We start from the raw sequence: 26,190 nt of genomic DNA, 5'->3' as shown, positions 1-26,190 counted from the left end.
GTCTCTTTCCAACGTCAGACGGCCTCATGACACTTCCGACAGCGACCTACCGGATCCAATTCCGCAATGGCATGACCTTCGATCACGCCTGCGGCCTCGTCCCCTACCTCAAGGCGCTCGGTATCAGCCACCTCTACGCCTCGCCGATCTTCACCGCCGTTAGCGGCTCCACTCATGGCTATGACGTGACAGACGCCAATGAGATCGATCCGGCGCTCGGCGGCCGGGCCGGATTCGAGCGGCTGACGGAAAGCCTCGCCTCGGCAGGCATGGGGCTGATCCTCGACATCGTCCCGAACCACATGGCCGCCTCGCCGGAAAACGGCTGGTGGCGCGACGTGCTGATATTCGGCCGGCAAAGCGCCTATGCCAACCACTTCGACATCGACTGGAGCGAACCGCTGACCCTGCCGCAACTCGGCCAGGATTTCGAGGCGGCGCTCGCCGCCGGCGAGCTCAGCATCACGCTCGACGAAACGCACGGCAATTTCGCATTTGGTCATTTCGACACGCTGTTGCCATTAAACCCCAGCAGTTACGGCGTGCTCGCCAACCGGCTCGACGACCCGGTTGCAACGAGAATGGCGGAGGCAGCAGCCGTCACCTCCGGCGAGGACTTCGCCCGGGCGATGCGCGACATTCTTTTTGAAGGCGGCGATCGGGCGCTCCTCCGGCAAAAACTCGAGGACGTCTCGTCCGATTGCGATTTCCTCAAAAACCTGCATGAGGGGCAGTACTGGCGGCTGACCCACTGGAAGGAAGCGTCGCGGCATCTGAACTATCGCCGTTTTTTCGAGGTGACCGGACTGGTCGGCACCCGCGTGGAAGATCCCGCGGTGTTCGAGGACTTGCATCGGCTGACGGTCGAGTTGGTGCGTCATGGCAAGGTCCAGGGCCTGCGCATCGACCATGTCGACGGGCTCGCCGAACCCAAGGCCTATCTCGACAGGTTGCGAGAGGCGGTCGGGCCGGACACCTATATCGTCGTCGAAAAGATCCTCGGACCCGGTGAGGTCCTGCCGGAGAGCTGGCCGGTCGCCGGCACCACGGGATATGAATTCATCGCCGCGCTCAGCGAACTGTTCATCGACAGCAGCGGTCTGCGCATCTTGGACGGCGCCTATCGCAGCCTCGCCGGAGGGACGGGCGATCTCGAGGAGGGCCGGCGGCTTGCCAAAAGCCTGATGGTCGAACGCAATTTCGCCGGCGAGACAAACAGGCTGGTGTCGATCGTGGCAGGCATCTTTCCCGAGCTAAAGAGAGACGAGATCGCCACCGCGCTCTGCGAACTGCTGATCGCCTTTCCCGTCTACCGCACCTATGGCGACGGCGGCCCGCTTTCCTGGCAGGATGCAGCGGTCCTTGCCGGGACAGCATCGCAAGTCATGCCAAAGCTCGATAATCGCAGTGCATGCGACCATGTGCTGAGGCTTCTCGAAGGCAAGATCGAAGGTGATGCGGCCCGCGCGTTCCGGATCCGCTTCCAGCAATTGAGCGGGCCAGTGATGGCGAAGGCGACCGAGGATACGCTGTTTTACCGCTATAACAGGCTGCTTGCCGCAAACGAAGTGGGCGGCGAACCGGGCAAGGCGCCCGGCGGCACGGAGGAGTTCCACCGTCGCATGGCCGAGCGGGCGCGGCTGCAGCCGCATGGGCTTTCGGCGAGCACCACCCACGACACCAAACGCGGCGAGGATGCGCGCGCCAGGCTTTACGCGCTGAGCGAGGGGGCGGATGTCTTTGCCCAGGCGGTGGATCGTTGGCGCGAGATGAACCGGCCGTGGCTGCAGGAGTTGCCGGATGGCGTTGCGCCGGAGCCGAATGTCGAATGGATGCTCTATCAGGCGCTCGCCGGCATCTGGCCGGAAGATTTCGACCGTGGGCAGACGGATGCGCTTGCTGAACGCTTCACCGGCTATGCGGTCAAGGCGGTGCGCGAGGCCAAACTGCGCAGCAATTGGACAGAACAGGATACCGCCTTTGAAGAAGCAGTGACGCGCTATGCCGCGGCACTGGTGTCAGCCGAGAATAGCGCCTTCCTCGAAGATTTCGAAAGCGTGCTGCAGCCCTTCATCGCGGCGGGTTACCTCAACAGCCTGTCGCAGACGATGCTCAAGCTGACGGCTCCCGGCATTCCCGATATCTACCAGGGCACGGAGGGTTTCGATTTCAGCCTCGTCGATCCCGACAACCGCCGGCCGATCGACCATGAACGGCTGACAGCATGGCTTGATGAAGCCGGACCGATCGCCAAGCTGCAGGCGGCGGCCTTGAAGCAGCGCATCGTGGCGATCGGCCTGCAACTGCGCCAGCGGTACGCGGATCTCTTTGCCAGAGGCGACTATCTGCCGCTGAAGGTGACGGGCAATCGGCGCGACCATGTGCTGGCCTTTGCCCGGGTGCACAAGGGTGATTTCGCCATCATCGCGGCGCCGCGGCTGATGTTCGGCTGGCTCGACCCGGGCGTGCTCTTTGCCGGCCCGGAATTCTGGGAGGATACGGCAATCGCCGTCCCCTCCCCTCTTCACGGGCTGAAAGCGGACCTGGTGACCGGAAAGACGATCGAACCCGGCGGCAGCATCTCGGTCGCCGCCCTGCTCGGCAGCCAGCCGGTTGGGCTGATCAGCCCGCTCTAGAGCAATTCCAGGAAAAGTGCGAAGCGGTTTTCCGTCCGGAATTGCGTGAAAACAAAGAGACAGAGCATTTCCGTGATTCGGAGAAAAACGGAAATGCTCTGAGGCATCCGGCGCCAACGCCTGGACATTCACGAAAATAGCGCTTGACCTTCCAGTTGCTGGAAGGTTCATAAACCTGTCCAGGTGCCGCTCCCGGCGCGGAGAGAGTTATGGATATCAAGCACGAACACGATCACCATCACAGCCACGCCCATGGCGACGATCAGTGCCATTGCGGCGATGATCAGGAGAAGTCTGCCGTCGCCATGATCCGTGATCCCATATGTGGCATGACCGTCGATCCGCAGGCCGGCAAGCCCTCGCTCGACCATGGCGGCCGCACCTATCATTTCTGCTCCGAGGGTTGCCGGACGAAATTCGCCGCTGCACCTGAGGATTATCTGACGGCGAAGGACCCCGTCTGCGGCATGAGCGTCGATCGATCGACGGCGAGATATTTCCTGAAAGTCGAGGGCGAGAAATTCTATTTCTGCTCCGCGGCGTGCCAAGCGAAATTCGAAGCCGACCCCGCAGCCTATCGCGATGGCCAGCGCCCACCTCCAAAACCGGCGCCGAAAGGCACGCTCTATACCTGCCCGATGCATCCTGAAGTCGTCAGCGATCGTCCCGGCGACTGCCCGAAATGCGGCATGGCGCTGGAGCCGATGGGCATTCCGCCCGCTGACGAAGGCCCGAACCCCGAACTCATCGATTTCGTCAGGCGGCTTTGGGTCAGCGCCATCCTTGCCCTGCCGTTGCTGGCCCTCAGCATGGGGCCGATGTTCGGCCTGACGCTCCGCGAAGCGATCGGCGAGCCGCAGGCGACCTATATCGAACTGCTGCTGGCAACGCCGGTGGTGCTCTGGGCCGCCCTCCCCTTCTTCCGCCGCGCATGGGCGTCGCTTGTCAACCGCAGCCCGAATATGTGGACGCTGATCGGTCTCGGCGTCGGCACCGCCTATCTCTACAGTGTCGTCGCCACGCTTGCGCCCGGCATCTTCCCGATGAGCTTCCATGGCCATGCCGCAGCCGTGCCTGTCTATTTCGAGGCCGCCGCCGTTATCGTCGCGCTCGTCTTCGTCGGCCAGGTGCTGGAATTGAAAGCCCGCGAACGCACCGGTTCGGCAATCCGCGCCTTGCTCGACCTTGCGCCGAAGACGGCGCGTCGCATTCAAGCCGATGGCAGCGAGTCCGACATGCCGGTGGACGATATCAAGACCGGCGACCGGCTGCGCGTGCGTCCCGGCGAGCGGGTGCCGGTGGACGGCTCCGTCCTCGAAGGCCAGTCGACCGTCGACGAATCGATGATATCAGGCGAGCCCCTGCCCGTGGAGAAGTCGCAGGGCGATGCCCTGACCGGCGGCACGATCAACAAGAACGGCACCTTCGTCATGGCCGCCGAGAAGGTCGGCGCAGACATGGTGCTGTCGCGCATCGTCGACATGGTCGCCAAAGCGCAACGCTCGCGGGCGCCGATCCAGGGTGCGGTCGATAGAGTATCGGCCGTCTTCGTGCCGGCGGTGGTCGCCGCCGCCATCCTCGCCTTCGTCGTCTGGGCCGCGATCGGTCCGGAGCCGCGCATGGCCAATGGGCTGCTTGCCGCCGTCGCCGTTCTGATCATCGCCTGCCCCTGTGCGCTCGGCCTTGCAACGCCTATGTCGATCATGATCGCCACGGGTCGCGGCGCTGGCGAAGGCGTGCTGATCAAGGACGCCGAGGCGCTTGAGCGCTTTTCCAAGGTCGACACGCTGATCGTCGACAAGACCGGCACGCTCACCGAAGGCAAGCCGAAGCTTACCGATATCGTCGCCTTCGGCGGCGTCGATGATACTCGGCTGCTGTCGCTGGCGGCAAGCCTGGAGCGCGGCTCCGAACACCCACTGGCCGAAGCGATCGTTTCCGGCGCCGAGGAGCGCGGTGTTCCCTTCGTGGAGGTCACCGGCTTCGAGGCAAAGACCGGCAAGGGCGTCCAGGGCCTCGCCCACGGCACGACGATAGCGCTCGGCAATGCGGCGATGCTCGCCGATCTCGGCATCGACTCCACAGCACTTTCCGAGACGACAGAGGCCCTGCGCGACGACGGCAAGACGGTGATGTTCGTGGTGATCGACGGCGCGCTTGCCGGTCTCGTCGCCGTTGCCGACCGGATCAAACCGACGACAACAGCGGCCATCAAGGCGCTGCACGACAGCGGGCTCAAGATCATCATGGCGACCGGTGACAATGAACGCACCGCGCGGGCGGTGGCAAAAAGCCTCGGCATCGACGAGGTCCGCGCCGATGTGCTGCCGGAAGGCAAGAAGGCGCTGATCGATGAGCTGCGGGCCAAAGGCGCCATCATCGCCATGGCCGGCGACGGCGTCAACGACGCGCCGGCACTTGCCGCGGCCGACGTCGGCATCGCCATGGGCACCGGCGCCGACGTTGCGATGGAAAGCGCCGGCATCACCTTGGTGAAGGGCGATCTCACCGGCATCGTCAGGGCGCGGCGGCTGGCGGAGGCGACGATGCGCAACATCCGCCAGAATCTCGGCTTCGCCTTCGGCTATAATGCCCTCGGCGTGCCGGTCGCCGCCGGCGTGCTCTATCCGATCTTCGGGCTGCTGCTGTCACCGATGATCGCGGCGGCGGCGATGAGCCTTTCCTCCGTCTCGGTGATATCAAATGCGCTGAGACTGCGTTTTGCAAAACTGTAGGAGACGGCGATGAATATCGGGCAAGCATCGGAACGGTCCGGCCTGCCGTCGAAGACCATCCGCTATTACGAGGATATCGGCCTTATCCGCCCCGAAAGGGGCGAAAACGGCTACCGCGACTATGCCGCAACCGACGTGCACAAGCTGCGCTTCCTGCAGCGCTCGCGCGGCCTCGGCTTTTCCGTCGAGGAATGCCGGCAATTGCTGGCGCTCTATGAGGACAAGGACCGGGCGAGCGCCGACGTCAGGGATATCGCCCAGACCAAGCTTACCGAGATCGACCGCAAGATCCGCGAACTGTCGGAACTGCGCCACACGCTGGAGCACCTCGTGCATGCCTGCCACGGCAACGACAGGCCGGACTGTCCGATCCTCGAAGAGCTTTCGGACGGCGGCTGATCCTGTCGGGAGAGCAGAGCGCAGCTTCAGGAAAGCTGCGGCATATTCTGGTTGGCCGCCAGCGAGGGTTCAGCCCGCTCGTCCGGCTCTTCGTCTTCGCCATCATCCAGCACGCCGTCATCCAGCCGATGCTTGATCGCCAGCGCATAGATCACGTCGAGAATATTGCGGTCTCTGAGATGAGGATCCATCAGGGCGAGAAGCGAGGCGCGGACGATCTTCTTGCTGGTGGCCTTCGGGCAACGCGCCTTGACGAAATCGTAGAGCGCCTGATCCGTCAGCCCTTCCATGGCGCCGTCTACGAGAGCTTCGTAGACCCGCTTCTTTTCCTTCATTCTTTATTTCCCCTGCAAATCAGCGGCGTCATGATCTGTCATGTAATTGTCATAAACAATCGCGGATTTGAGGCGCCCCTCTGCTGGACAAGGATATTTGATGATTATCCAGCGACGGTCTTCGGCCCGTATGAATTTTTCACTCCGCCGGGAATAAAATCCGCCGCACTTGCGTATACTCAATCATGGAACGCAAAGACCGCCCCTTCGACGTCATCGGACAGCTTGCAGCGCTGCGGCGCTACGCTCGCTCGCTGGTGCGCAATTCGGACGAGGCGGAGGATCTGGTGCACGATGCGCTGGTGCGTGCCTTCGAGAAGAAAAAGAGCTTCCGCAGCGGCGCCAACCTGCGCACATGGCTGCTCTCCATCCTGCACAATGCCCATATCGACCGTCTTCGCCGGAATCGCTCGCTGACGCGCCGCCACGACGAGGCGGCTGTCGAAGCCGAGCAGTCGCTGCCGGCCGGCCAGGAACATGCGGTGCGCCTGCAGCAGGTGCGCGACGCCTTCTTCGATCTGCCGGAGGAACAGCGCGAGGCGCTGCATCTCGTGGCCATCGAAGACCTCTCCTACCAGGAAGCCGCCCAGGCGCTCGGCATTCCCGTGGGCACGCTGATGTCGCGCATCTCGCGGGCCCGCGCGCAGTTGCGCGAATTCGAGGAGAAGACGCCGCGCGCTTCGCATCTGAGATTGATCGGAGGGAACGGCAATGAAAGCAATTGATCCGATCCTCGATGCCGATCTCGACGCCTATGTCGACGGCGAGCTCGATGTCGCCCGCCGCATCCAGGTGGAATCCTATCTTTCCGAGCATCCGGCGATTGCCGCCAAGGTGATGGCCGACCTCAGTGTCAAAGGCGAACTGCGTCTGGCGCTTGCCGGCGAAAGTGCCTTCGGCCGTCCCGAGACCCGCGATGCCGCCCGCCGACTGGAACGTGGCCTTTCCTATGGCCGCATTTTCCATTCGATGCAGCGCATCGCCGCCGTCGCCATTCTGGTCGCCGCCGGCTGGGTGGCGCACAATTCCTTCGGCGCCTTCTCGGCCACCGAGGTGTCGGCCTCCGTGCCGGCGCCGGCCTATGTCGAAGATGCCGTCCGTGCCTATCAGACCGCGGCCCTGCGCCAATCGATGCCTCCGCAGACGCCGGCCACCTATAGTGCTGACGACATTCGCGCCGCCACTGCGATCGTCATGCCCGAACTGCCCAGGGATTGGAAGGTGGCCGATGTGCAGATCTTCCCGTCCGAATTCGGCCCCAGCGTCGAGATGGCGATCGAACAGGCCGATGGAAAGCGACTGTCGCTTTTTGCCGTCCGCCCGGGCGCCTTCGAGGTCAAGCCGGTCAGCCATCTCACGCTTGAGAAAGCAGAAGCCGCCTATTGGCAGATCGGCGAGGTCGCTTATGCGCTGATCGCCGACGATAGCGGTCTCAACCTCGACCAGGCGGCCGAACGGCTCGCCCGCTCGCTCTATTAATTCAAACCGAGGAGATCAGCATGAACCCGATCAATCCCCGCTATGGCGCCGTCGCCGGCTCCCAGGCCCTCTTCGACGAGGGTCTCCGCCAGCATATGCTGCGCGTCTACAACTATATGGCTCTCGGCCTCGTCATCACAGGCCTCGTCGCCTTCGTCGTCGGCTCGACGCCGGCACTCTACGTCCCGATCTTCGGCTCGCCGCTGAAGTGGGTGGTGATGCTCGCCCCGCTCGCCTTCGTCTTCTTCTTCTCGTTCCGCATCCAGACGATGTCGGCCAGCACCGCCCAGATCACCTTCTGGGCCTTCTGCGCCGTAATGGGCCTGTCGCTTGCCTCCGTCTTCCTGGTCTTCACTGGGATGAGCATCGCACGGACCTTCTTCATCACCGCCACGATGTTCGGCGCCACCAGCCTTTACGGCTATGCGACGAAGCGTGACCTCTCGCGCATGGGCTCGTTCCTGATGATGGGCCTGTTCGGCATCATCATCGCCGGCATCGTCAACATCTTCCTGGGCTCCTCCGCCCTGCAGTTCGCGATCTCGGTGATCGGCATCGTCGTCTTCGTCGGCCTCACCGCCTACGACACACAGAACATCAAGGAACAGTATTCGGAAAACTACGATCAGGAATCGAACCAGAAGCTCGCCGTCTTCGGCGCGCTCTCGCTCTACCTGAACTTCGTCAACATCTTCCAGCTTCTGCTCAACTTCACCGGCGAGCGGGAATAGGACTGCGCTTCTGGGGGCAATGGAAGCGCAAGAGCGCCTGGCCTGCCATCTGTGACAGATGGCGGACCGGGTGCTCACTTAAAGGAAACGGCCGGGCCAACGCCCGGCCGTTTTCGTTTTAAAGCGCGTCGCGTCAAATCGGAATCATGCGACGCGCTTTAGACTAAGTCTTTGTTTTATGCATGTCGTTGTCCCAAAACCGCATGCACACTTTTGGGCGACATGCATTAGATGATACCCCAGGCGCGATAGCGGCCGCGGCCGGTGATTTCGCGGATGCCGATCTCGTTGACAAGATTGAGCGCGCCGCGCGGCGTGATGCGCAGATGACGGGCGATCATCGCCGCCGAGACCATCGGCCGCGACAGGATGAAATCGGCAAGTTCCGGCAGGCTGCTATTCGAACGACGGCCGCGAAAACGCAGCTCCATCTGCGTGCGCGCCAGCGTCAACCGGTCGAGCTCCTTGAGTCCGGCGGTAGCACCCAGATGCATAGCCTCCAGAAAGGCTTGTAGCCGCGTTGCCCGGTCGCGGGCCCGGCGACGCTCATGGCGCACCAGTTTCAGCCCGCCGTAAAAAGAAAAGAGATGCGAGGCGACCTTGCCGCGGGCACGCAGATGGCCGGCGACCAGAAGACCGCCGAGCCAGTGCTGGCGTCGCAGCGGCTCGATCCTCTCCCAGGCCTCGAAAAGGATGACGGCGCCGAGAACCGGCGGCAACGTATCGGCCAGCGGCAGCACACTCCGCCACTCCGCCAGCCGCTGCTCCTCATCCCATTCGTCATCGCCGAGCAAGCCCAGAGGATCTTCGTTTCGCCTTGCCGTGGGGATTGCGACCTGCTCGCTTGCCGACGTCTTTCCCGTATGGATATCGATGAGCTTCTGCGACCGCGCGAGGATGGCGTCGATCTCCGCCATTTCGGCGGCGAGCGGCGCGTCTTCATCCTCACCCTCCTCGTCAACCTCGGCGGAGGCTTCGGGACGCTTCGGTTCCCGCGCATCACCCTCCCCTTCCCCGAGCGTCGCCGTCAGCGTCGCAAGCCCCGGCGCTCCAAGCGCCCAGGACGGTTCGCCGGTCCAGATGCGTCGACGTGCCCGCAGCACGGAATGGGCGATCGTCAGTTCGTGGCTGGGGGCGCGGCTATCCATATGCGCATCGTGCAAAACCAGATCCTCGACATGCACGAGTTCGCCGGCCACCCAAAGCGCACCGGCGGCATCGAAGAAATGGCTGCGTTCGGCAAAGCCTTCACCCACCGGCGAGCGTAATACCCGCTCGTCCAGCCGCGCCACCGCATCCTCCGCCGCGGCAAGGAATGGAAGCAGGGTTTGAAGCATCGCACCGTCGATATCGTAGCGCATTGTTAAGCTTTACGGTTTTTCACAAATGGAAGCAAAACGCATGTTTCCTTCCGTCATGTATGACATGGTTAACGGTGTATTTCAACAAAAGCTCTGGGAAAGAAGCCGTTAAGATGGCGGATCGAGCGGCCGCATAAACCGCTAACCGCCGCAACTGGCGCGAAGCTTTTTCACAGCCGTTCATCCGGTTTTCCTCGCGGCCGGACCATTTGCCCGCATCAGCGCCATCAGCATCGGCCCGAGCGAAAACTCGCCGCGTTCGGCCCGTCGTGTCAGGTCACGCAGATAGCCGCCGGCGGAATTGATATGGCCGCCCCTTTCCAGAATGCAGGCGATCACCGTGGCGGCGTTTTCCGGCCCCATGATATCGCAGGCCAGTTGATAGGCGCTGGGGCTGACGCCAAGGGTGGACCGGACGATGACGGCCGCGGCCATCAGATCCCGCCAACTGCCGATGCCGCCGCCCGGCCCGTAAGCGACGATCTCCGGGCAAGCCTGCAGCACCATGGCAAGCGGGAAGGATTTCGGCGGCTCTCGCCACGCTCGCGGTTCTTCCTCCGGCTTTGCGTCCTGCTTCGGTTCGAAGCCTGGTTCAAGTTCAAATGTGAGGTGTGGGTTTGAATTATGTATGTGCCGACCGTTTTGGCTGTCATTGGCGTCTGTTTTTTCTGCTTTCGTCTTCAATTCCAGCGTCTTGACGATCAATTCGCGAAAAGCTTCGAGATCCGTCAGCAAGCTTTCCATCTCGGTGGCCGACGGGCGGCGCGGCAGGCTTGCGGAAAGCAGGTTGAAATGCGTCTGCATCTCGATCCATTCGCCGGCAATCTGCTCCTCCAGCGCGATTTCGATCAGCTTGGCTATATCACGCCGGCAGAGCGTCAGCCGCTCCCTCAGGCGCTTCCATTCGAGCTTGGCGGCGAGCACCTGTGCCGCCTGCGCCTCGATCTCCCGAGCGCGGGCAACCAGCGGTGCCAGGCTGAAGCCGAAGGCCTCTCCAAGCCCACCCTCGCCGTTGCGGCGGGCAAAACGCTTGCCGTTCGGGCTATCCCTGCGGATGATCAGGCCGGCTTCCACCAGCATTGCCAGGTTCCGCCGCAGCGTCGTCCCGGCCATCCCATGCGTGCGCAGCGACAGTTGCTCGTTGGAAGGAAAGACGACGAAGCCGTTGGCCTCGGCAATCTCGTTCTTCGGGTAGAAGGTCAACAGTGCGTTGAGAACAGCGAGCGCACGATCGGATACGCCGACCATCTCCTTTGCTTCGCAAAGCGCGCGAAAGATCTTCCATTTGTCGACCGATGCGTCCGGATCGACCTTGCTGGCGTTTTCCTGGCTTGCCAGCATGCCAAGCGTCATCGATCGCCGCCCAAAGGGCGTCGATACATATTGAGGCTCCATGTCCCTCACCTTTTTTCAAGGCAAAAGAAACCTACCACCCAAAAGGATGCCGAAGACGCTTGACAGTGATTCGAGGAAGTGCGATTCTCAGATTGTCCAGATATGAGAAAGGCTTCCGCGGCGGCAACGTTCGGAGGCTTTTTTCTTTTGCGGCCTACTCTCCTGCTTGCAACTTGCCGGCCCGATAGGCTTCGTAAAGCTCATCGAGACGGCGTGAAATGTAAGCGCCGAAATCCGGCGCATCGCCCGTTTTCAACGCGATCGTGAAGGAATTGCCGGCGCTCTTGATTCGGCCGGCAATCTTGCCGCCGCTCTTCGGCTTCCAATCATATTCGGTGGCCTCGGGCTTCGCCTCTTTCCTGGCGAGCTCGGCAACCAGAAGCTCGAAACGGCGATCGCTCTCTTCCGCCAGGAAGCTTTCCGAGCCGACGAGCTTGGCAAGCCGCGCCGCCGTCATCCCGTTCCAGTCCTGGGCAAGCGCCATCCATTTGCGTCGCCCGATGCCGGGGGCAGCGCCGACCGACCTGACGATCTCGGCCGGGATGGCCCTGGCGACGGAGAGCAGCTTCGAAAGTTCCGTCTTGTCGGTCGACAGCGCCTTCATGATGACGGGGCGCTCAAAACCCTTGAGCTCGAGATTGAGGGCAAAGACGGCGCGCTCGATGTAGGAAAGGTTGCGGCGCGCCGAATTTTCGATGCCCTGCGCGATGACGACATCGGTATCGTCAAGCTTGCGCACGATCGCCTGCACCTTGCGCCCGAGCAGCCTGACGGCCTGCAGGCGCCGGTGGCCGTAGGCGATCTGGTAGCGGGTCTCATCATCGGGATGGCGACGAACGAGGACCGGCACTTCCTGGCCGTTCTCGGCAATCGACTGCACCAGCTCGTCCTCCAGATCAAGCGGCTGGTCGGCCAGACGGTCACGAACGAAGGAGGAATCGATCAGATCGGGATCGAGCTCGACGATGCGTTCACCGGAGAGCAACGCCTCTTGTATCGCCCTGCTCTCTTCCTCCATGCGCCCGAGGGTCAGCGCCATCGTCCGGACCGGACCGGCCGATCCGCGCGAAGACGACTCCTCGTAGTTGGCCGCGGCCAACTCCTGCGCCGTATCGTCGAAAAGACCTTTCAGGCGATCGCGTCTGCTCATGTCCGGCCCCAGGCTTGGTGAATGCCGGCGAGAACCTCGCTGTTGGCGGCATTGACCGATTCCAGCGCCCGATCGTAGGTCGAGCGGCGCACCTGCCCCTTCTCGATCTCGAAGAGCGTCTGCTTGGTCAGGCCGGCATCGGCGATCGCCGTCGATTTGAGAATGGTCGCCGTCAACACGTCGTCGCCGAACAGGCTGCGCAACAGCGCGACGATCTGCGACTGCGGCGCATCGAAGGGTTCGTGGCGGGTGACGATATATTTGATGAAGTCATGCTGCAGATCGCCGCCGGCCTTGCGGACGACGGAGAGCAGATCCGAGGTCATCAGCAGGAATTGCGACATGGAGGCGACGTCGACCATCTGCGGATGGATGGTGATGAGCAGCGATGTGGCGGCGCAGACGGCGCCGAGAGTGAGGTAGCCGAGCTGCGGCGGGCAATCGATCACCACGACGTCGTAATCGGCCTCGACCTCGGCAATGGCAACACCGACGCGGCGGAAGAACAGCTCTGCCGGCTTCTGGCGATCGTTGAGCGCCCGTGGCGTCTCATGCTCGAACTCCATCAGTTCGAGATTGCCCGGCACCAGATCAAGCCCGTCGAAATAGGTCTTGCGGACGATGTCCTTCAGCGGCTTGCGGTCCGCATCGTAGCGGATGGCGCCATAAAGCGTATCGCCATCGGAAAGATCGAATTCGGGCTGGACACCGAGCATGGAAGACAGCGAGGCCTGCGGATCGAGATCGATGGCGAGCACCCGATACCCCTCCAGCGCCAGATATTGCGCCAGATAAAGTGTCGTCGTCGTCTTGGCAGAGCCGCCCTTGAAATTGGTGACGGCAACCGTCTGCAGCTTCTCGCCCGGCCGCCGCCATGGCAGATAGGAAAGCGCATCCTTCGGCTTGAGCTTTGCCATATAATGGCGCAATTCATTGATCTGACCGAGTGTATAGGAGCGCCGGCCGTTCTGGGAAAGCTCCGGCTGCGGACCCTTGCCGTCAAGCGAGAGCTGACGAAGATAGCCGTCGGAAACGCCGATCATCTGGGCGGCCTCGCCGGAGGAGAATGTGCGCAGCGTCTTCTGCGAGAGCGGCGGAAACAGTTTGTCGCGGAGCAGCTTCAGCTGCCGCGAAAGCTGGTTCGCATGCCGCTCGATCCGTACATCTGTCGTCGATACGCTAATGTTGTCCAAAACACTCAATCCTTTTCGATGCGCTTTTCTGTCAACATAGCGTCAAAAAGCGTATCGAAAGTGACACGATTCGGGATTTGCAGCAACAATAGGGCCTTAGCGTCATCCACAGGCTTGGTTGGCCGCGGCCAACTTTCCTTCCCGGCCTTGCGGCGAACGGGCTTTTTCGGCAAGACCACAGGAATCACCGGAGTATCCGCTTGAAGCATATCCTTATCATCGGCATCGGCACGGGCAACCCGGAGCACCTCACCGTACAGGCGATCAACGCGATGAACGCGGCCGACGCGATCTTCCTCCCGGTCAAGGGCGCCGGCAAGGAGGAGCTCGCCGAAATCCGGCGTGACATCTGCGAACGCTACATCACGCGGCCAGGCGTCAGCATTTCAGAATTTGCGGTGCCGCAACGGCAGACAGCGGAAAGAACCTATGCGCAAAGCGTCGACGCCTGGCACGGCGAAATCGCCGGCATCTATCAAGAGCTGATTTCCGGCCTCCCGGATGACAGCAGCGGCGCCTTTCTCGTCTGGGGCGATCCCAGCCTCTATGACAGCACGATCCGCATCATCGACCGCGTGCGACAGCAAAGCAGCCTGGATTTCGATTATGGCGTCATTCCCGGCATCACCAGCATCCAGGCCCTGGCGGCCAGCCACAGAATCCCGATCAACCTGATCGGCAAGCCAATCGAGATCACCACCGGGCGCAGGCTGGCACGGGACGGGCTTTTGAGCGACAGCACCATCGTCATGCTCGATGGCGAACAGGCCTTTGCCAAGATCGATGATCCCGATGCCGAGATCTTCTGGGGCGCCTATCTCGGCACCGAGGATGAGATCGTCAGATCGGGACGGCTTGGCGATATCGCCACCGACATTGTGACGCTGAGGGCCGAAGCCAGGCAGCGGCACGGCTGGATCATGGATATCTATCTCCTGCGCAAGGGACGTGATTTCGAGGAATAGCCGGCCAGAACCATTTCCATCATGCTTTGCCGCACCGGCTGCGATCATGTAAGAAATGCTCAGAGGATTGCGTATGGGAATTGAGGCCGCAACGGCGATCGACAGAACAGACGAGGCGGATCGGCACGGTCGCCAGGCGGCGAAGACCCACGCCCGCGGCGCCTGCCCGGCCTTGTCGGCGCCGATGCCGACCGGCGACGGCTTGCTGGTGCGGCTGCGGCCGGCCGGCGGCGCCTTGACGCTGTCGCAATTCGCAAGCCTTGCCGGTTCTGCCGCGGCGCGTGGAAACGGCATTCTGGAAATCACCGCGCGCGGCAATCTGCAGATCCGCGGTCTGCGCGCCGAGACGGTCGGGAGACTCGCTGCCGATATCGATTCCGCCGGGATCGTTGTGCCGGACGGGCCGGCGATCGAGACCTCGCCGCTGCACGGCATCGACCCGGAAGAGACAGGCGATCCGGCCGCAATGGAAACGGCATTGCGCCGTAAGCTCCACGGTCAGCTTGGCTCGCCGCGGCTCGCGCCAAAACTGTCGCTCGTCATCGATGGCGGCGGAGCCTTCGGCCTATCGGCGCTTTCCGCCGATATCCGTATCGTCGCGCAATCCCCCGGACATTGGCTTGTCGCGATCAATGGCGATGGTGAAACCGCAACGCCTGTTGCAATCGGGCCTGCGGAGGCGGCGATATCAACCGTCGGCGACATTCTTAGCCTGCTGGCAGACCTCGGGCAGGGCAGGCGGGCACGGGATATCGATCCGGCGCTTCTGCGGGCACGTTTTCCCGCTGTGGAGAAAATTGGCTCCATTCCGTCACGCGCGGCAAACATGCCGCTTTCCGGGCTGCATCGGCTGGCAGACGGCAAAACCGTGCTCGGCGTCAGGCCGGAATTCGGGCAAATGCGGGCGCCCGATCTAATTACCCTGCTCGATCTCGCAGGCGCCCATGGCGCAACAGCCATCCGGCTTGCGCCCCGCCGCGGTTTCTTCCTCATCGGGCTTCCAGCAGATACAGTGCCGGCTATGCAGATCGCCGCAGCCAGGCATGGCTTCATCGGGCAAGCCAGCGAAAACAGCAAACATATCGCCGCCTGCGCCGGTGCCGGCGCCTGCGGCTCCGCCTTCTACGAGACAAGAACTCTGGCTCGCCGCATTCTTGCGGCGGCACCCGTGCTCCTTGACGGTTCGCTGACGCTGCATCTCTCCGGCTGCGCCAAGGGCTGTGCGCATGCGCGGCCAGCGTTGACCCTGACGGGCACGGACGAGGGCTATAACCTCATCCTCAATGGAATTGCCGCGGATCAGCCGGACGAACGGATCGCTGGCGGTCGGATCGATTTCGCTATAGAGAGGCTCGCCCGGTCCATCGAAGACAACAGAGGCGCTGGCGAATCGGCTGCCGCCTGCCTTACACGGCTTGGCGCAACCGGCGTTTTAAAGGCGCTGCGACAGGAATAGGAATGCCAGACTACGATTATATCCGCAGCGGCGACGCGATCTACGAGCGCTCCTTTGCGATCATCCGCGCCGAGGCCGATCTTTCGCGCTTCACCGAAGAGCAAGCCGAAATCGCCGTGCGCATGATCCATGCCTGCGGGCTGGTCGAGGCGGCGGAGCATTTCGTCTTCTCCGCCGATGTCGTCGGGGCGGCGCGCGCCGCACTGAAGGGCGGGGCGCCGATCTTCTGCGACGCGGAAATGGTCTCCCACGGCGTCACCCGGGCGCGGCTGCCGGCGCTGAACGAAGTAATCTGTACGCTGCGTGACCCCGCGACGCCGGAGCTGGCGCGCGAGGCCGGCAATACGCGCTCGGCCGCCGCCATGCATCTCTGGCTCGACCGGCTTGGCGGCAGCGTCGTCGCAATCGGCAATGCACCAACCGCGCTCTTCCATCTGCTCGAACTCCTGCGCGACGGCGCCCCGAAACCCGCGGCGATCCTCGGCATGCCTGTCGGCTTCGTCGGCGCGGCCGAATCCAAGGATGCGCTGGCGGAGAATTCCTACGGCGTCCCCTTCGCCATCGTGCGCGGCCGGCTCGGCGGCAGCGCGATGACGGCAGCCGCCATCAATGCACTGGCGAGGCCCGGCCTATGACGACATCAGGCCGCCTCATCGGCGTCGGCACGGGTCCCGGCGACCCGGAGCTGCTGACCCTCAAGGCCGTCCGCGCCATCGAAGGCGCCGACGTGATCGCCTATTTCGCCAAACAGGGCAGGGGGGGCAACGGCAAGGCGATCGTCGAACCGCTGCTGAAACCCGGCATAGTGCTGCTGCCGCTCTATTATCCCGTCACCACCGAGATCGACAAGAACGACGAACGCTACCGGAGCCTGATCACCGAGTTCTACGATCGCTCAGCCGAAGCCGTCGCCGGCCACCTCGATGCCGGGCGGACTGTCGCCGTACTCAGCGAAGGCGACCCGCTGTTCTACGGCTCCTATATGCATCTGCATGTCAGGCTTTCCCAGCGTTACCCGACGGAAGTGATCCCCGGCGTCAGTGCCATGTCCGGCTGCTGGTCGCTGGCCGGCATGCCGATCGTCCAGGGTGACGACGTGCTTTCCGTACTGCCCGGTACGATGACCGAGACCGAACTGACCCGCCGTCTGGCCGATACGCAAGCCGCCGTCATCATGAAGGTCGGCCGCAATCTGCCGAAGATCCGCCGGGCCCTGGCGGCGGCCGGCCGGCTTGCCGAAGCCGTCTATGTCGAGCGCGGCACCATGGCCAATGCGGCGATGGAAAAGCTAGCCGACAAGGCCGATAGCGATGCGCCGTATTTTTCCCTGGTGCTGGTGCCGGGCTGGGAGGGCAGCCGATGAGCGGCCGGCTTTTCGTGATCGGCACCGGTCCCGGCAATCCCGAGCAGATGACGCCGGAAGCGCTTGATGTCGTCGACCAGGCAACCGATTTCTTCGGCTACGGACCCTATCTCGACAGGCTGCAGCTCCGCGACGATCAGTTGCGGCACGCCTCGGACAATCGCGAAGAGCTCGACAGGGCAGGGGCAGCGCTTTCCATGGCGGCGGACGGCGCGAAAGTCTGCGTCGTCTCCGGCGGCGACCCCGGTGTCTTCGCCATGGCGGCCGCTGTCTGCGAGGCGATCGAGAACGGGCCGGCGGCATGGCGCGCGGTCGATCTCACCATTCTGCCCGGCATCACGGCGATGCTGGCGGTGGCGGCAAGGGCCGGCGCGCCGCTTGGCCACGATTTCTGCGCCATCTCGTTATCCGACAATCTAAAGCCTTGGAATATAATAGAAAAACGTCTCGCGCTGGCGGCGAAGGCAGGCTTTGTCATCGCTCTCTACAATCCGATCAGCCGGGCGCGGCCCTGGCAACTCGGCGACGCCTTCAAGCTGTTGCGCGACCATCTGCCCCCAACGACACCGGTTATTTTCGGGCGGGCGGCCGGACGGCCGGACGAGCGCATCGCAGTCCAGCAGCTGTCGCAGGCGGATGCCTCGATTGCCGATATGGCGACCTGCGTCATCATCGGCTCCGCCGAGACACGCATCGTCGCGCGGCCTGGCCGGTTGGACCTCGTCTATACCCCGCGTTTCATGGCGGGGGGAAAGAGGTGATCGATCACCGCCAGCGTCGCTTCGACAGTCTCGACCGCCGTGACCGTGGAGGCCGGCGCACGTGCGACCATCATCACCTCGATCCCGAGCAGGCGGGCTGCCTCGATCTTCGCATAGGTGGCGGCGCCGCCGCTGTTCTTGGCAATGATGACGTCGATATGGTGCTGTCTCAGCAGATCGCATTCGCCTTCCAGCGTGAACGGGCCGCGGTCAATCACATAGTCGACATTCTCAAGCGCAAGCGGCGGCTCGACGGGATCGACGCTGCGGACGAGATAGCGATGATGCGGCGCGGCTTCCGCATGATGGGCGCCCTGCCGGCCCGTCGCCAGGAAGACATGGCGGGGGGCGGGGCCGAGCGCTGCGATGGCTGCCGGAATGCTCTGCACTTCACGCCAGCGATCGCCGCCCACGCATTGCCATTCGGGGCGGCGCAGAGCGATCGCAGCAATGCCGGTGGCCTCGGCGGCAAAGGCGGCATTGGCGGAAATGCGCTCGGCGAAGGGGTGCGTGGCGTCGATCAGCAGGTGATATCCGCCGGCCTTCAGGAAATCGGCAAGGGCCGCCGCACCACCGAAACCTCCGATGCGCACCGGAACCGGCTGCACAGCCGGTTTTTCGGTGCGCCCGGCCAGCGACAGCAGGAGATCGCAATCTCTCCGCGCCGCCAGCGCTTCGGCGAGCAGACGCGCCTCGCTGGTGCCGCCGAGGATCAGAATGCGAGGTCTTTCCATGTCTGATCTCTCTCCTGCATCTGGCCGGCGCTGGCTGACTATTATCGGCATCGGCGAAGATGGTCCAGCAGGGCTGGGCGAAGAGGCGAGGAGGCTGATCGCCACCGCGCCTGCGGTCTTCGGCGGAGCGCGGCATCATGCGCTGGCCGCGTCGCTGATATCAGGCGAAAGACTTTCCTGGCAGAGCCCGTTCGAGCGTTCGGTCGAGGCCATTCTCGAACGGCGCGGCACGCCGGTCGTCGTGCTCGCCTCCGGTGATCCCTTCCTCTATGGCGTCGGTGCAACGCTCTCCCGCCACGTCGCGGCGGACGAGATGCGCATCATCCCCGCACCCTCGGCCTTCAGCCTTGCCGCGTCCCGCCTTGGCTGGCCGCTGCAGGAGGTCGCGACGATCTCGCTGCATGGACGGCCGATCGACCTGATCCGGCCGCATCTGCACCCCGGGCGGCGCATCATCGCGCTGACCTCGGACGAGAAGGGGCCCGGCGATCTGGCTGCCCTGCTTGACGCTGCCGGCTTCGGTCAGTCGCGGCTTACGGTGCTCGAAGCGCTTGGCGGCGTTCGGGAACGGCAGAGACGTGCTGTGGCTGCGGATTTCGATCTCGCAGACATCGATCCTTTGAATGTCTGCGCCGTCGATGTCGCGGCAGGGGAGGGGGCTCGCATCCTGCCTTTCAGCCCCGGGATCGAGGACGAGTTGTTCGAGCATGACGGGCAGATCACCAAACGCGAAATCCGGGCGATGACGCTGTCGGCGCTTGCGCCGCGTCACGGCGAACTGCTCTGGGATGTCGGCGCCGGCTCGGGATCGATTAGCATCGAATGGATGCTGGCCGATCCCAGCCTGAAGGCGATCGCCATCGAGCAATCGCCGGAGCGGGCCGCGCGCGTCGCCCGCAACGCATCCGCCTTCGGGGTGCCGCATCTTGCCGTCATCGAAGGGACCGCCCCCGGCGCGCTTGCGGGTCTACCGGAACCCGATGCAATCTTCCTCGGCGGCGGCGGCAGCGAAGCTGGCGTCATCGACGCCGCGATTGCCGCGCTGAAACGGGGAGGGCGGCTCGTCGCCAATGCCGTGACGCTGGAGATGGAAGCCGTGCTGCTCTCCGAACACGCCAAACGCGGCGGCACGCTGACACGGATCGAAATATCGCGCGTAGGCCCCGTGGGCGGCATGAGCGGCTGGCGGCCGGCCATGCCGGTGACGCAGTGGCGCTGGACGAAAGGATAACGGGATGACGGTGCATTTCATCGGTGCGGGGCCAGGGGCTGCGGATCTGATCACGGTGCGCGGCCGTGATCTCATCGGCCAATGCCCGGTCTGCCTCTATGCCGGCTCGATCGTCTCGCCGGAACTGCTGCAATATTGCCCGGCGGATGCGCGCATCGTCGATACGGCGCCGATGTCGCTCGACGAGATCGAGGCGGAATATCTGCGCGCCGCCGCGGCCGGCCAGGATGTCGCCCGGCTGCATTCCGGCGATCTCTCGGTCTGGAGTGCGGTGGCCGAGCAGGTGCGCCGGCTGCAAAAACACGGCATCGACTATACGATGACACCAGGCGTTCCAGCCTTTGCTGCCGCAGCAGCAACGCTTGGGCGCGAATTGACGATCCCTTCCGTGGCCCAAAGCCTGGTGCTGACCCGCATATCCGGCCGCGCCTCACCGATGCCGAACGACGAGACGCTGGCGAAATTCGGCGCGACGGGCGCCACACTGGCGATCCATCTGGCGATCCACGCGCTGAAGCAGGTGGTGGAGGAATTGACGCCGCTTTACGGTGCCGACTGCCCGGTCGCGATCGTCGTCAAGGCCTCCTGGCCGGACGAGCGCGTCCTGCGCGGCACACTTGCCGATATCGAGGCAAAGGTCGCCGCCGAACCGATCGAACGCACGGCAATCATCTTCGTCGGCCCGTCGCTCGCGGCGGAAGATTTCCGCGAAAGCTCGCTCTATGATCCGGCCTATCAACGCCGGTTCAGGGGCAGGGAATAGCTTCAGGCGACCGGGCGGATATCCGTCCTGGAAAAATCATTGCCTTTGAAAAGAAAGGGCTCGTGACGAGCGACAGCCAGCGCATAGGAAAAACAATCGCCGAAATTCAAGGCGGCGGGATGGCGGCCTTTGCCGTAACGTCGCTAGGCATGGCGTGCGGTCTCAGCGAGTCCGACATCGACGGGAACAATCTCGGCATCGATTCTGTCGAGAAACAAATCAAGTTCATGGCCACCGGTCTCGCCATATCTCGTTTCGATAACCATGGAAGCCTCGAAGACCACGGCGGCGGACACCAACCGCACCGGATCGCCGGCAATTCTATCGAGGAATTCCGCAGCCTCCGGCTCCCTGAACAGAACGGCAAGGATCGCGGAGGTATCGATCACCATCAGGTCGGCAATCCATTCTCGTCATAGCCGAGAATGTCGTCGGCGCTGCGGTTGTCGAGGATCGGCAGCGCCTGGATCCGGTTCTGGATCGCCTCGACGTCGCGCAGCAGTTCCTCCTTGCGTGGACGACTGCTGACCCGCCGCAAACGCTCCTCAAGCGCGCGCCGGGTCGCCGTTGTAATGTTTTCACCAGTCTTTTCCGCAAGCTCGCGGGCGAGCTTTTCGGTAACAGGATCTTTGATGTTGAGAGCCATGAGGATACCTAGATACCTAGTCGGTACATTCGTACCTAATCCGGCTCTCTCTTTCAATTCAAACCCGTGTGCTGAGATACTCCATGCTGGCGCGAAGCGCACCGGCCGGGTCCTTGACCGCATGCACCTCAGCCGCAAAGGGCTCGAAGGAGAACGGGCCGGCATAACCAGCCTGCAGCAGCGCCTTGATCTGCCCGGCATTGTCGAGCCGGTCGTCGCCGTCGACGAGCACGCGGTGGGAATCGCGCATATCGGCAACGGAAACGGCGGGGTCGCTGACGCCCGAGATGTGCACGAGACCGGAGAGCTCAGGGAAGGTCGCCGCTTCGCCGGCAAGGTGATGGTGGAAAGTGTCGTGGACGAGCCTGAAGGTCGATTGTGCGCCGAGTTCCTTGATCGCCTCGGCCGCCTCGGTCTTCGAACGCAGCGAGCAGATCTCGAAACCGAGCGGCTCGACGAGACCGATGATCCCGGCTTCGTCAAGCATCGGCTTCAGCGCCACCAGAGACTGGCGCAGATTGGCCTGGCGTTCACCATCGGCGCAGCCGGTGCCGTCGTTCTTCGGAACGAGGACGAGCGCCTTGGCGCCGGATGCGCTGGCATAATCGATCAGTTCCTGCGCTTCGCTCGCACGAGCTTCATTCCACTCGTTGAAACGCTGCAAGGCGTTGATCGAAATGATCGTCAGCCCGTGACGGGCGGCGGCTTCCCTGATCGCTTCGGGTTTGGTGCCGTCGAGAATGGCATTGCCGGAAAGGTCGTTGCGGATCTCGACCGAGTCGATGCCGAGCGACTTTGCCAGGGCGAAGAAATCATCGATGGCGAGCAACGGTGCGGCCATATGGTTGAGCGCAAAGCGGATCGAAGTCATGACGGATATATCCTCCTCGTCTCCGCGACATAAGCGGAGCAGTTCCTCGTGAATGGGCGAGCGAATCTCTATCGGAATTCCCAGGCCAATCCATCGGTGATCGTCGGTGCCGCCCCTCATTGCTGAAAGAATTTCAGCCGAAATGATAGAATTCCATCATTCTTCAGATGTTCTCGGAGATGTAGATATCAAAGGGCAGGAAGGATTGGCCGGGAACCGCGGCCTCGCCATGCTCGATCGCGCCGAGCATCAGCGATAAAAGCTCCTTGCAGAGAGCCGGCAGCGGGGTGGCGACCACCATGGTGACGATATCGTCGGCGAGACCGGCCTTGCTCTCCGGCGTCAGCTCGTTGACGACAAGCACGATCCGGCCGCCGACGCCTTCCTCGCGGAATGCGGAAATCGCCCCCTCCATGCCGCCGCCACAGACATAAAGGCCGACGAGGTCAGGATGTTTTTGCAGCAGCGTCAGCGTCGCCTCATGGGTGATTTCGGCGGTCTCCAGATTGATCAGCGTATCGACGACATCGAACTCAGGGGCATTCTCGCGGAAATAGGAGCGGAAGCCGATCTCCCGCAATTCATGGCCGTGGAAACGATGGCTGCCGACGAAACAGGCGACCTTGCCGGGCTTCTTCGCCGTTCGCGCAACCATCCAGGCAGCAGTGCGCCCGACCTTGCGATTGTTGACGCCGACATAGGCGTCACGCACGCCGGTGGCGAGATCGGAGAGCAGCGAGAAGACCGGAATGCCGCGCTCCTTCAGCTCCTCGACCGCCGTTGTCACCGCCGGATAATCCGGGCCGACGAGAGCAACGGCCTGATTGCGGGCACCGAGCGTCTTGATCTTCTCGACGATCGCCGCCGGCGTCGCGGCTGAGGGAAAGTCGATCTGCGTCTGGATGCGCGCGTTGGTCACCAGACGCGCTGCGGTTTCGATCTCGCGCACGAAGCTCTGATAGAAAGACTGCGTCGGTTTCTGCAGCAGGAAGGCCAGCTTATATTGCGGCAGATCCTCGAAGACGCGCTGTCTGATCAGGCCGACGGCATGATAGCCGATCTCCTGCGCCGCGTCATAGACCCGTCGCGCCGTTTCCTCCCGCACGCGGTGGCGGGCATTGAGAACCCGGTCGACGGTGGCGACACTGACGCCGGAGGCGCGGGCAAGATCGGATATGGTGGGACGACGCATGGCGTTCCTGATGGATTCGATCATGAATGCGAGCAATTCATGATGGTTTTTGATAGATTGCATCAAGCCTGCATTGAGCCTCTCCCGAAGTCAACCTATTCTGTCGGCAACGGCATAACGGGAGGCGGATGATGGCGACCGAGACAAAGAAGCGTGATTACGACCTGCTCGGCGAAAGCGGCCGCGCCGCCGTCGAGACGGGGCTGGCGGCAGCCGAATGGTATCACACCGATATTCCGCGCAAGGAGATGAAGGCGCTGATGCAGCGCTCCGATGCGCCGGCGATCCGAGACACCGTCATCTGGCTCGGCAGCATGCTGGTCTTGGCCGGGCTCGGCATGTATTTCTGGGGCTCGTGGATCGCGCTGCCCTTCTTCCTCGCCTATGGCGTGCTCTACGGCTCGGCCTCCGACAGCCGCTGGCATGAATGCGGTCACGGCACCGCCTTCAAGACGCGCTGGATGAACGATGCCGTCTACCAGATCGCCTGCTTCATGATCATGCGCAATCCGGTGACCTGGCGCTGGAGCCATGCGCGCCATCACACCGATACCGTCATCGTCGGCCGCGATCCCGAGATCGCCGTCATGCGGCCGCCCGATCTCTTCCGGCTGGTGCTCAATTTCTTCGGCATTCTCGACGCCTGGCATGCGATCGTCGACATGCTGCGCAATGCCTTCGGCGGCGTCAGCGCGGCGGAAAAGACCTTCATTCCCGAAATGGAGCAGCCGAAGGCAATCCGTTTCGCCCGCATCTGGCTGGCGATCTATATCGCGACGATCGCCGTGGCGATCTCCATGGGTTCGATCCTGCCGCTGATGCTGATCGGCCTGCCGCGCCTCTACGGCGCCTGGCACCATGTGCTGACCGGGTTGCTGCAGCATGGCGGCCTGGCCGACAATGTCATCGACCACCGGCTGAACAGCCGCACGGTCTATATGAACCCGATCAGCCGCTTCATCTACTGGAACATGAACTACCACGTCGAACATCACATGTTCCCGATGGTGCCCTATCACGCGCTGCCCAGGCTGCACGCGATGATCCAGCACGACCTGCCGGCGCCGAACGCGTCGATCTGGTCCGGCTACCGCGAGATGATCCCGGCCTTCCTGCGCCAGCTGCGCAACGAGGATTATTTTCTGAAGCGCGAACTGCCGGCCACCGCGAGGCCCTATCGCGAAGAATTCCACAACGAGCTGGCTCCGGCCGCGCAATAATCACAATCGAGGGAGGACAAGATGAGCGGAAACTGGATCGAAGTCTGCGGCAAGGACGAGATCGACGAAGAGGATGTCATCCGCTTCGATCATGGTGGGCGCACCTTCGCGGTCTACCGCAGCCCCGATGACGAATTCTTCGCGACCGACGGGCTCTGCACGCATGAACATATCCATCTCGCCGACGGGCTTGTCATGGATGAGATCATCGAGTGTCCGAAACATAATGGCCGCTTCAACTATAAGACGGGCGAAGCCAAGGGCGCACCGGTCTGCGTCAATCTCAAGACCTATCCCGTCAAGGTCGAAGGCGGCACCGTCTTCATCTCGGTCTGAGGGAGGCTGCTGTGGCTCATTTCGTTATCCTGGGCGCAGGCGAATGCGGGGCGCGCGCCGCATTCGCATTGCGGGAAAAGGGTTTTGACGGCGAGATCACGCTTGTTGGAGCCGAAGCTCTTCATCCCTATGAACGCCCGCCGCTTTCGAAAGCGGGTTCCGCCGATGCAAACGCTCCGAAATTCATTGCTACGGTGGAAAAATATGCCGAAAGCGGCATCCGGCTGCTGACCGGCCTGGAAGCCAGGGATGTCGACACGACATCCAAGACCGTCACGCTTTCCCAAGGGACGACGCTTTCTTATGACAAGCTTCTGCTGGCGACGGGTGCCGCCGCGCGTTCTTTCCCCGGCGCGCCGGAGGGCAGCGCCCATATTCGCTCGCTGCGGACGCATCACGATGCAACGGCACTGCGCGATGTCATGAAGCCGGGGCGGCATATTGCCATCATCGGCGGCGGCTTCATCGGGCTGGAACTTGCAGCGACCGCACGGCTGCTCGGCGCCGAGGTCACCGTGATCGAGGGGCTGGAACGCGTGCTGAAGCGCGGCGTGCCGGAAGAGATCGCTCATCTCCTGACCGAGCGCCACCGCGCGGAAGGCGTCGAGATCCGCTGCGGCGTCTCGATCGAGGCGCTGACCGTGGAACGCGGCAAGGCGCTGATCAGACTGTCGACCGACGAGGCGATAACAGCCGATCTCGTCCTGGTCGGCATCGGCGCGCGGCCGAATGTCGAGATCGCCGAAAGGGCGGGGCTCACGATCGACAATGGCATTGCCGTCGACGCATATCTCCAGACCTCGGCACCGGATGTTTTTGCCGCCGGCGACTGCTGCTCCTTCCCGCTGTCGATCTATGGCGGCCGGCGAGTGCGGCTCGAATCCTGGCGTAGCGCCCAGGAGCAGGGCACATTGGCCGCGGCCAACATGCTCGGTCTCGAGGAAGCCGTTTCATCCGTGCCATGGTTCTGGTCGGATCAATACGACATGACGCTGCAGATTGCGGGCCTTGCCGAAGGGGCTGCCACGCATCAGCGCCGCGACCTCGGCGCAGGCGCCTTCATTCTCTTTCATCTCGATGCCGATGGCCGATTGATCGCCGCAAGCGGCATCGGGCCGGGCAATGCGGTGGCACGCGACATCCGCCTCGCCGAAATGCTGATCGCCGCGCGCGCCCATCCCGATCCGGCAGCGCTCGCAGCCAACGACATCAAACTGAAATCCCTGCTGGCCGCCTGA

Annotated in this window: 26 protein-coding genes and 1 pseudogene; 16 read left to right on the top strand and 11 right to left on the bottom strand. The window is 63.1% G+C overall.

The features are described 5' to 3' along the window. The first annotated feature begins 26 nt into the window (after positions 1–26). The 3 genes from treY to cueR all read left to right on the top strand — a co-directional run bounded on the left by treY (position 27) and on the right by cueR (position 5,770). The gene (treY, locus tag QMO82_RS32880; RefSeq protein ID WP_183608844.1) at positions 27–2,636 is read left to right on the top strand and encodes a malto-oligosyltrehalose synthase; all 2,610 of its coding nucleotides are present in this window, start codon (positions 27–29) and stop codon (positions 2,634–2,636) included. A 209-nt stretch (positions 2,637–2,845) separates the two neighbouring features. Then, positions 2,846–5,371, top strand: coding sequence for a heavy metal translocating P-type ATPase (locus QMO82_RS32875; RefSeq protein WP_183608843.1), 2,526 nt, complete (start codon positions 2,846–2,848; stop codon positions 5,369–5,371). A 9-nt stretch (positions 5,372–5,380) separates the two neighbouring features. Beyond that, positions 5,381–5,770: a Cu(I)-responsive transcriptional regulator gene (gene cueR, locus QMO82_RS32870; protein WP_183608842.1), complete on the top strand. Its 390-nt coding sequence runs from the start codon at positions 5,381–5,383 to the stop codon at positions 5,768–5,770. A 26-nt stretch (positions 5,771–5,796) separates the two neighbouring features. Here the strand turns inward: cueR and QMO82_RS32865 are convergent, their stop codons facing one another. Then, on the bottom strand, positions 5,797–6,105 hold the full coding sequence (locus QMO82_RS32865; RefSeq protein WP_183608841.1) for a hypothetical protein: 309 nt from the start codon (positions 6,103–6,105) through the stop codon (positions 5,797–5,799). Between the two features lie 185 nt (positions 6,106–6,290). Between QMO82_RS32865 and QMO82_RS32860 the strand changes: the two genes are divergently transcribed. From QMO82_RS32860 to QMO82_RS32850, 3 genes are read left to right on the top strand one after another with little or no spacing between them, the layout of a single operon-like run. Then, a complete protein-coding gene (locus QMO82_RS32860; RefSeq protein WP_183608840.1) occupies positions 6,291–6,830 on the top strand; it encodes a sigma-70 family RNA polymerase sigma factor in 540 nt (179 codons plus the stop codon). Next, complete coding sequence (locus QMO82_RS32855) at positions 6,817–7,584, top strand: anti-sigma factor (RefSeq protein WP_183608839.1); 768 nt, start codon at positions 6,817–6,819, stop codon at positions 7,582–7,584. The genes QMO82_RS32860 and QMO82_RS32855 overlap by 14 nt, the downstream gene beginning before the upstream one ends. 20 nt (positions 7,585–7,604) lie before the next feature. Beyond that, a complete protein-coding gene (locus QMO82_RS32850; RefSeq protein ID WP_183608838.1) occupies positions 7,605–8,315 on the top strand; it encodes a Bax inhibitor-1/YccA family protein in 711 nt (236 codons plus the stop codon). A 227-nt stretch (positions 8,316–8,542) separates the two neighbouring features. Here the strand turns inward: QMO82_RS32850 and QMO82_RS32845 are convergent, their stop codons facing one another. From QMO82_RS32845 to QMO82_RS32825, 5 genes are all read right to left on the bottom strand, one after another. Beyond that, positions 8,543–9,676, bottom strand: a complete 1,134-nt coding sequence (locus QMO82_RS32845) for an RHE_PE00001 family protein (protein ID WP_183608837.1) — start codon at positions 9,674–9,676, stop codon at positions 8,543–8,545. 180 nt (positions 9,677–9,856) lie between these two features. Beyond that, positions 9,857–11,071 carry a plasmid replication protein RepC gene (gene repC, locus QMO82_RS32840; RefSeq protein WP_183608836.1) on the bottom strand — a complete coding sequence of 405 codons (1,215 nt, stop codon included), beginning with the start codon at positions 11,069–11,071 and terminating at the stop codon, positions 9,857–9,859. A 154-nt stretch (positions 11,072–11,225) separates the two neighbouring features. After that, positions 11,226–12,221, bottom strand: coding sequence for a plasmid partitioning protein RepB (gene repB / locus QMO82_RS32835; RefSeq protein ID WP_183608835.1), 996 nt, complete (start codon positions 12,219–12,221; stop codon positions 11,226–11,228). Further along, positions 12,218–13,414, bottom strand: coding sequence for a plasmid partitioning protein RepA (gene repA / locus QMO82_RS32830; protein ID WP_183608834.1), 1,197 nt, complete (start codon positions 13,412–13,414; stop codon positions 12,218–12,220). The genes repB and repA overlap by 4 nt, the downstream gene beginning before the upstream one ends. 5 nt (positions 13,415–13,419) lie before the next feature. Continuing rightward, positions 13,420–13,623, bottom strand: coding sequence for a hypothetical protein (locus QMO82_RS32825; RefSeq protein ID WP_183608833.1), 204 nt, complete (start codon positions 13,621–13,623; stop codon positions 13,420–13,422). Between QMO82_RS32825 and cobF the strand changes: the two genes are divergently transcribed. The 5 genes from cobF to QMO82_RS32800 all read left to right on the top strand — a co-directional run bounded on the left by cobF (position 13,615) and on the right by QMO82_RS32800 (position 17,959). Further along, a complete protein-coding gene (gene cobF, locus QMO82_RS32820) occupies positions 13,615–14,379 on the top strand; it encodes a precorrin-6A synthase (deacetylating) (protein WP_183608832.1) in 765 nt (254 codons plus the stop codon). The genes QMO82_RS32825 and cobF overlap by 9 nt on opposite strands. 73 nt (positions 14,380–14,452) lie before the next feature. Then, positions 14,453–15,835 (top strand): precorrin-3B synthase, encoded by a 1,383-nt coding sequence (gene cobG, locus QMO82_RS32815; protein WP_183608831.1) that lies wholly within the window; start codon positions 14,453–14,455, stop codon positions 15,833–15,835. A 2-nt stretch (positions 15,836–15,837) separates the two neighbouring features. After that, positions 15,838–16,470 carry a precorrin-8X methylmutase gene (locus QMO82_RS32810; RefSeq protein ID WP_183608830.1) on the top strand — a complete coding sequence of 211 codons (633 nt, stop codon included), beginning with the start codon at positions 15,838–15,840 and terminating at the stop codon, positions 16,468–16,470. Next, positions 16,467–17,198 (top strand): precorrin-2 C(20)-methyltransferase, encoded by a 732-nt coding sequence (locus QMO82_RS32805; RefSeq protein WP_183608829.1) that lies wholly within the window; start codon positions 16,467–16,469, stop codon positions 17,196–17,198. The genes QMO82_RS32810 and QMO82_RS32805 overlap by 4 nt, the downstream gene beginning before the upstream one ends. Further along, positions 17,195–17,959: a precorrin-3B C(17)-methyltransferase gene (locus QMO82_RS32800; RefSeq protein ID WP_183608828.1), complete on the top strand. Its 765-nt coding sequence runs from the start codon at positions 17,195–17,197 to the stop codon at positions 17,957–17,959. The genes QMO82_RS32805 and QMO82_RS32800 overlap by 4 nt, the downstream gene beginning before the upstream one ends. On the opposite strand, the gene QMO82_RS32795 is transcribed toward QMO82_RS32800, so the two are convergent. Beyond that, positions 17,923–18,693, bottom strand: a complete 771-nt coding sequence (locus tag QMO82_RS32795) for a cobalt-precorrin-6A reductase (protein ID WP_183608827.1) — start codon at positions 18,691–18,693, stop codon at positions 17,923–17,925. The genes QMO82_RS32800 and QMO82_RS32795 overlap by 37 nt on opposite strands. On the opposite strand from QMO82_RS32795, the gene cbiE reads away from it, so the two are divergent. After that, complete coding sequence (cbiE, locus tag QMO82_RS32790) at positions 18,692–19,924, top strand: precorrin-6y C5,15-methyltransferase (decarboxylating) subunit CbiE (RefSeq protein WP_183608826.1); 1,233 nt, start codon at positions 18,692–18,694, stop codon at positions 19,922–19,924. The genes QMO82_RS32795 and cbiE overlap by 2 nt on opposite strands. A gap of 4 nt (positions 19,925–19,928) precedes the next feature. Further along, positions 19,929–20,687, top strand: a complete 759-nt coding sequence (cobM, locus tag QMO82_RS32785; protein WP_183608825.1) for a precorrin-4 C(11)-methyltransferase — start codon at positions 19,929–19,931, stop codon at positions 20,685–20,687. A gap of 2 nt (positions 20,688–20,689) precedes the next feature. On the opposite strand, the pseudogene QMO82_RS32780 reads toward cobM, so the two are convergent. The 4 genes and pseudogenes from QMO82_RS32780 to QMO82_RS32765 form a co-directional block, all read right to left on the bottom strand. After that, positions 20,690–21,079, bottom strand: a pseudogene (locus tag QMO82_RS32780) (type II toxin-antitoxin system VapC family toxin). Further along, positions 21,079–21,333 (bottom strand): type II toxin-antitoxin system VapB family antitoxin, encoded by a 255-nt coding sequence (locus QMO82_RS32775; RefSeq protein WP_183608824.1) that lies wholly within the window; start codon positions 21,331–21,333, stop codon positions 21,079–21,081. The pseudogene QMO82_RS32780 and the gene QMO82_RS32775 overlap by 1 nt, the downstream one beginning before the upstream one ends. 58 nt (positions 21,334–21,391) lie before the next feature. Beyond that, positions 21,392–22,204: a TIM barrel protein gene (locus QMO82_RS32770; protein WP_183608823.1), complete on the bottom strand. Its 813-nt coding sequence runs from the start codon at positions 22,202–22,204 to the stop codon at positions 21,392–21,394. 163 nt (positions 22,205–22,367) lie between these two features. Beyond that, positions 22,368–23,396, bottom strand: a complete 1,029-nt coding sequence (locus tag QMO82_RS32765; protein ID WP_183609061.1) for a LacI family DNA-binding transcriptional regulator — start codon at positions 23,394–23,396, stop codon at positions 22,368–22,370. A gap of 131 nt (positions 23,397–23,527) precedes the next feature. Here QMO82_RS32765 and QMO82_RS32760 point away from each other — a divergent pair, with 131 nt between their 5' ends. From QMO82_RS32760 to QMO82_RS32750, 3 genes are read left to right on the top strand one after another with little or no spacing between them, the layout of a single operon-like run. Next, entirely contained in the window at positions 23,528–24,616 is a 1,089-nt protein-coding gene (locus tag QMO82_RS32760; RefSeq protein WP_183608822.1) for a fatty acid desaturase family protein, read from the top strand. A gap of 21 nt (positions 24,617–24,637) precedes the next feature. Further along, positions 24,638–24,952, top strand: coding sequence for a MocE family 2Fe-2S type ferredoxin (locus QMO82_RS32755; protein ID WP_183608821.1), 315 nt, complete (start codon positions 24,638–24,640; stop codon positions 24,950–24,952). Positions 24,953–24,963: 11 nt separating this feature from the next. After that, a complete protein-coding gene (locus tag QMO82_RS32750; RefSeq protein WP_183608820.1) occupies positions 24,964–26,190 on the top strand; it encodes an NAD(P)/FAD-dependent oxidoreductase in 1,227 nt (408 codons plus the stop codon).

It is taken from the genome of Rhizobium sp. BT04, from assembly GCF_030053135.1.
In the GTDB taxonomy this organism is placed as follows: Bacteria; Pseudomonadota; Alphaproteobacteria; order Rhizobiales; family Rhizobiaceae; genus Rhizobium; species Rhizobium binxianense.
The sequence above is the reverse complement of the archived record's forward strand: the minus strand, read 5'-3'. Positions and strand labels throughout refer to the sequence as shown.

Coding starts and splice junctions, on each gene's coding strand:
- treY (WP_183608844.1), top strand. CDS start 27: ATGACACTTCCGACAGCGACCTACCGGATCCAATTCCGCAATGGCATG.
- QMO82_RS32875 (WP_183608843.1), top strand. CDS start 2,846: ATGGATATCAAGCACGAACACGATCACCATCACAGCCACGCCCATGGC.
- cueR (WP_183608842.1), top strand. CDS start 5,381: ATGAATATCGGGCAAGCATCGGAACGGTCCGGCCTGCCGTCGAAGACC.
- QMO82_RS32865 (WP_183608841.1), bottom strand. CDS start 6,105: ATGAAGGAAAAGAAGCGGGTCTACGAAGCTCTCGTAGACGGCGCCATG.
- QMO82_RS32860 (WP_183608840.1), top strand. CDS start 6,291: ATGGAACGCAAAGACCGCCCCTTCGACGTCATCGGACAGCTTGCAGCG.
- QMO82_RS32855 (WP_183608839.1), top strand. CDS start 6,817: ATGAAAGCAATTGATCCGATCCTCGATGCCGATCTCGACGCCTATGTC.
- QMO82_RS32850 (WP_183608838.1), top strand. CDS start 7,605: ATGAACCCGATCAATCCCCGCTATGGCGCCGTCGCCGGCTCCCAGGCC.
- QMO82_RS32845 (WP_183608837.1), bottom strand. CDS start 9,676: ATGCGCTACGATATCGACGGTGCGATGCTTCAAACCCTGCTTCCATTC.
- repC (WP_183608836.1), bottom strand. CDS start 11,071: ATGGAGCCTCAATATGTATCGACGCCCTTTGGGCGGCGATCGATGACG.
- repB (WP_183608835.1), bottom strand. CDS start 12,221: ATGAGCAGACGCGATCGCCTGAAAGGTCTTTTCGACGATACGGCGCAG.
- QMO82_RS32825 (WP_183608833.1), bottom strand. CDS start 13,623: ATGCTTCAAGCGGATACTCCGGTGATTCCTGTGGTCTTGCCGAAAAAG.
- cobG (WP_183608831.1), top strand. CDS start 14,453: ATGGGAATTGAGGCCGCAACGGCGATCGACAGAACAGACGAGGCGGAT.
- QMO82_RS32810 (WP_183608830.1), top strand. CDS start 15,838: ATGCCAGACTACGATTATATCCGCAGCGGCGACGCGATCTACGAGCGC.
- QMO82_RS32805 (WP_183608829.1), top strand. CDS start 16,467: ATGACGACATCAGGCCGCCTCATCGGCGTCGGCACGGGTCCCGGCGAC.
- QMO82_RS32800 (WP_183608828.1), top strand. CDS start 17,195: ATGAGCGGCCGGCTTTTCGTGATCGGCACCGGTCCCGGCAATCCCGAG.
- cbiE (WP_183608826.1), top strand. CDS start 18,692: ATGTCTGATCTCTCTCCTGCATCTGGCCGGCGCTGGCTGACTATTATC.
- QMO82_RS32795 (WP_183608827.1), bottom strand. CDS start 18,693: ATGGAAAGACCTCGCATTCTGATCCTCGGCGGCACCAGCGAGGCGCGT.
- cobM (WP_183608825.1), top strand. CDS start 19,929: ATGACGGTGCATTTCATCGGTGCGGGGCCAGGGGCTGCGGATCTGATC.
- QMO82_RS32775 (WP_183608824.1), bottom strand. CDS start 21,333: ATGGCTCTCAACATCAAAGATCCTGTTACCGAAAAGCTCGCCCGCGAG.
- QMO82_RS32770 (WP_183608823.1), bottom strand. CDS start 22,204: ATGACTTCGATCCGCTTTGCGCTCAACCATATGGCCGCACCGTTGCTC.
- QMO82_RS32765 (WP_183609061.1), bottom strand. CDS start 23,396: ATGCGTCGTCCCACCATATCCGATCTTGCCCGCGCCTCCGGCGTCAGT.
- QMO82_RS32760 (WP_183608822.1), top strand. CDS start 23,528: ATGGCGACCGAGACAAAGAAGCGTGATTACGACCTGCTCGGCGAAAGC.
- QMO82_RS32755 (WP_183608821.1), top strand. CDS start 24,638: ATGAGCGGAAACTGGATCGAAGTCTGCGGCAAGGACGAGATCGACGAA.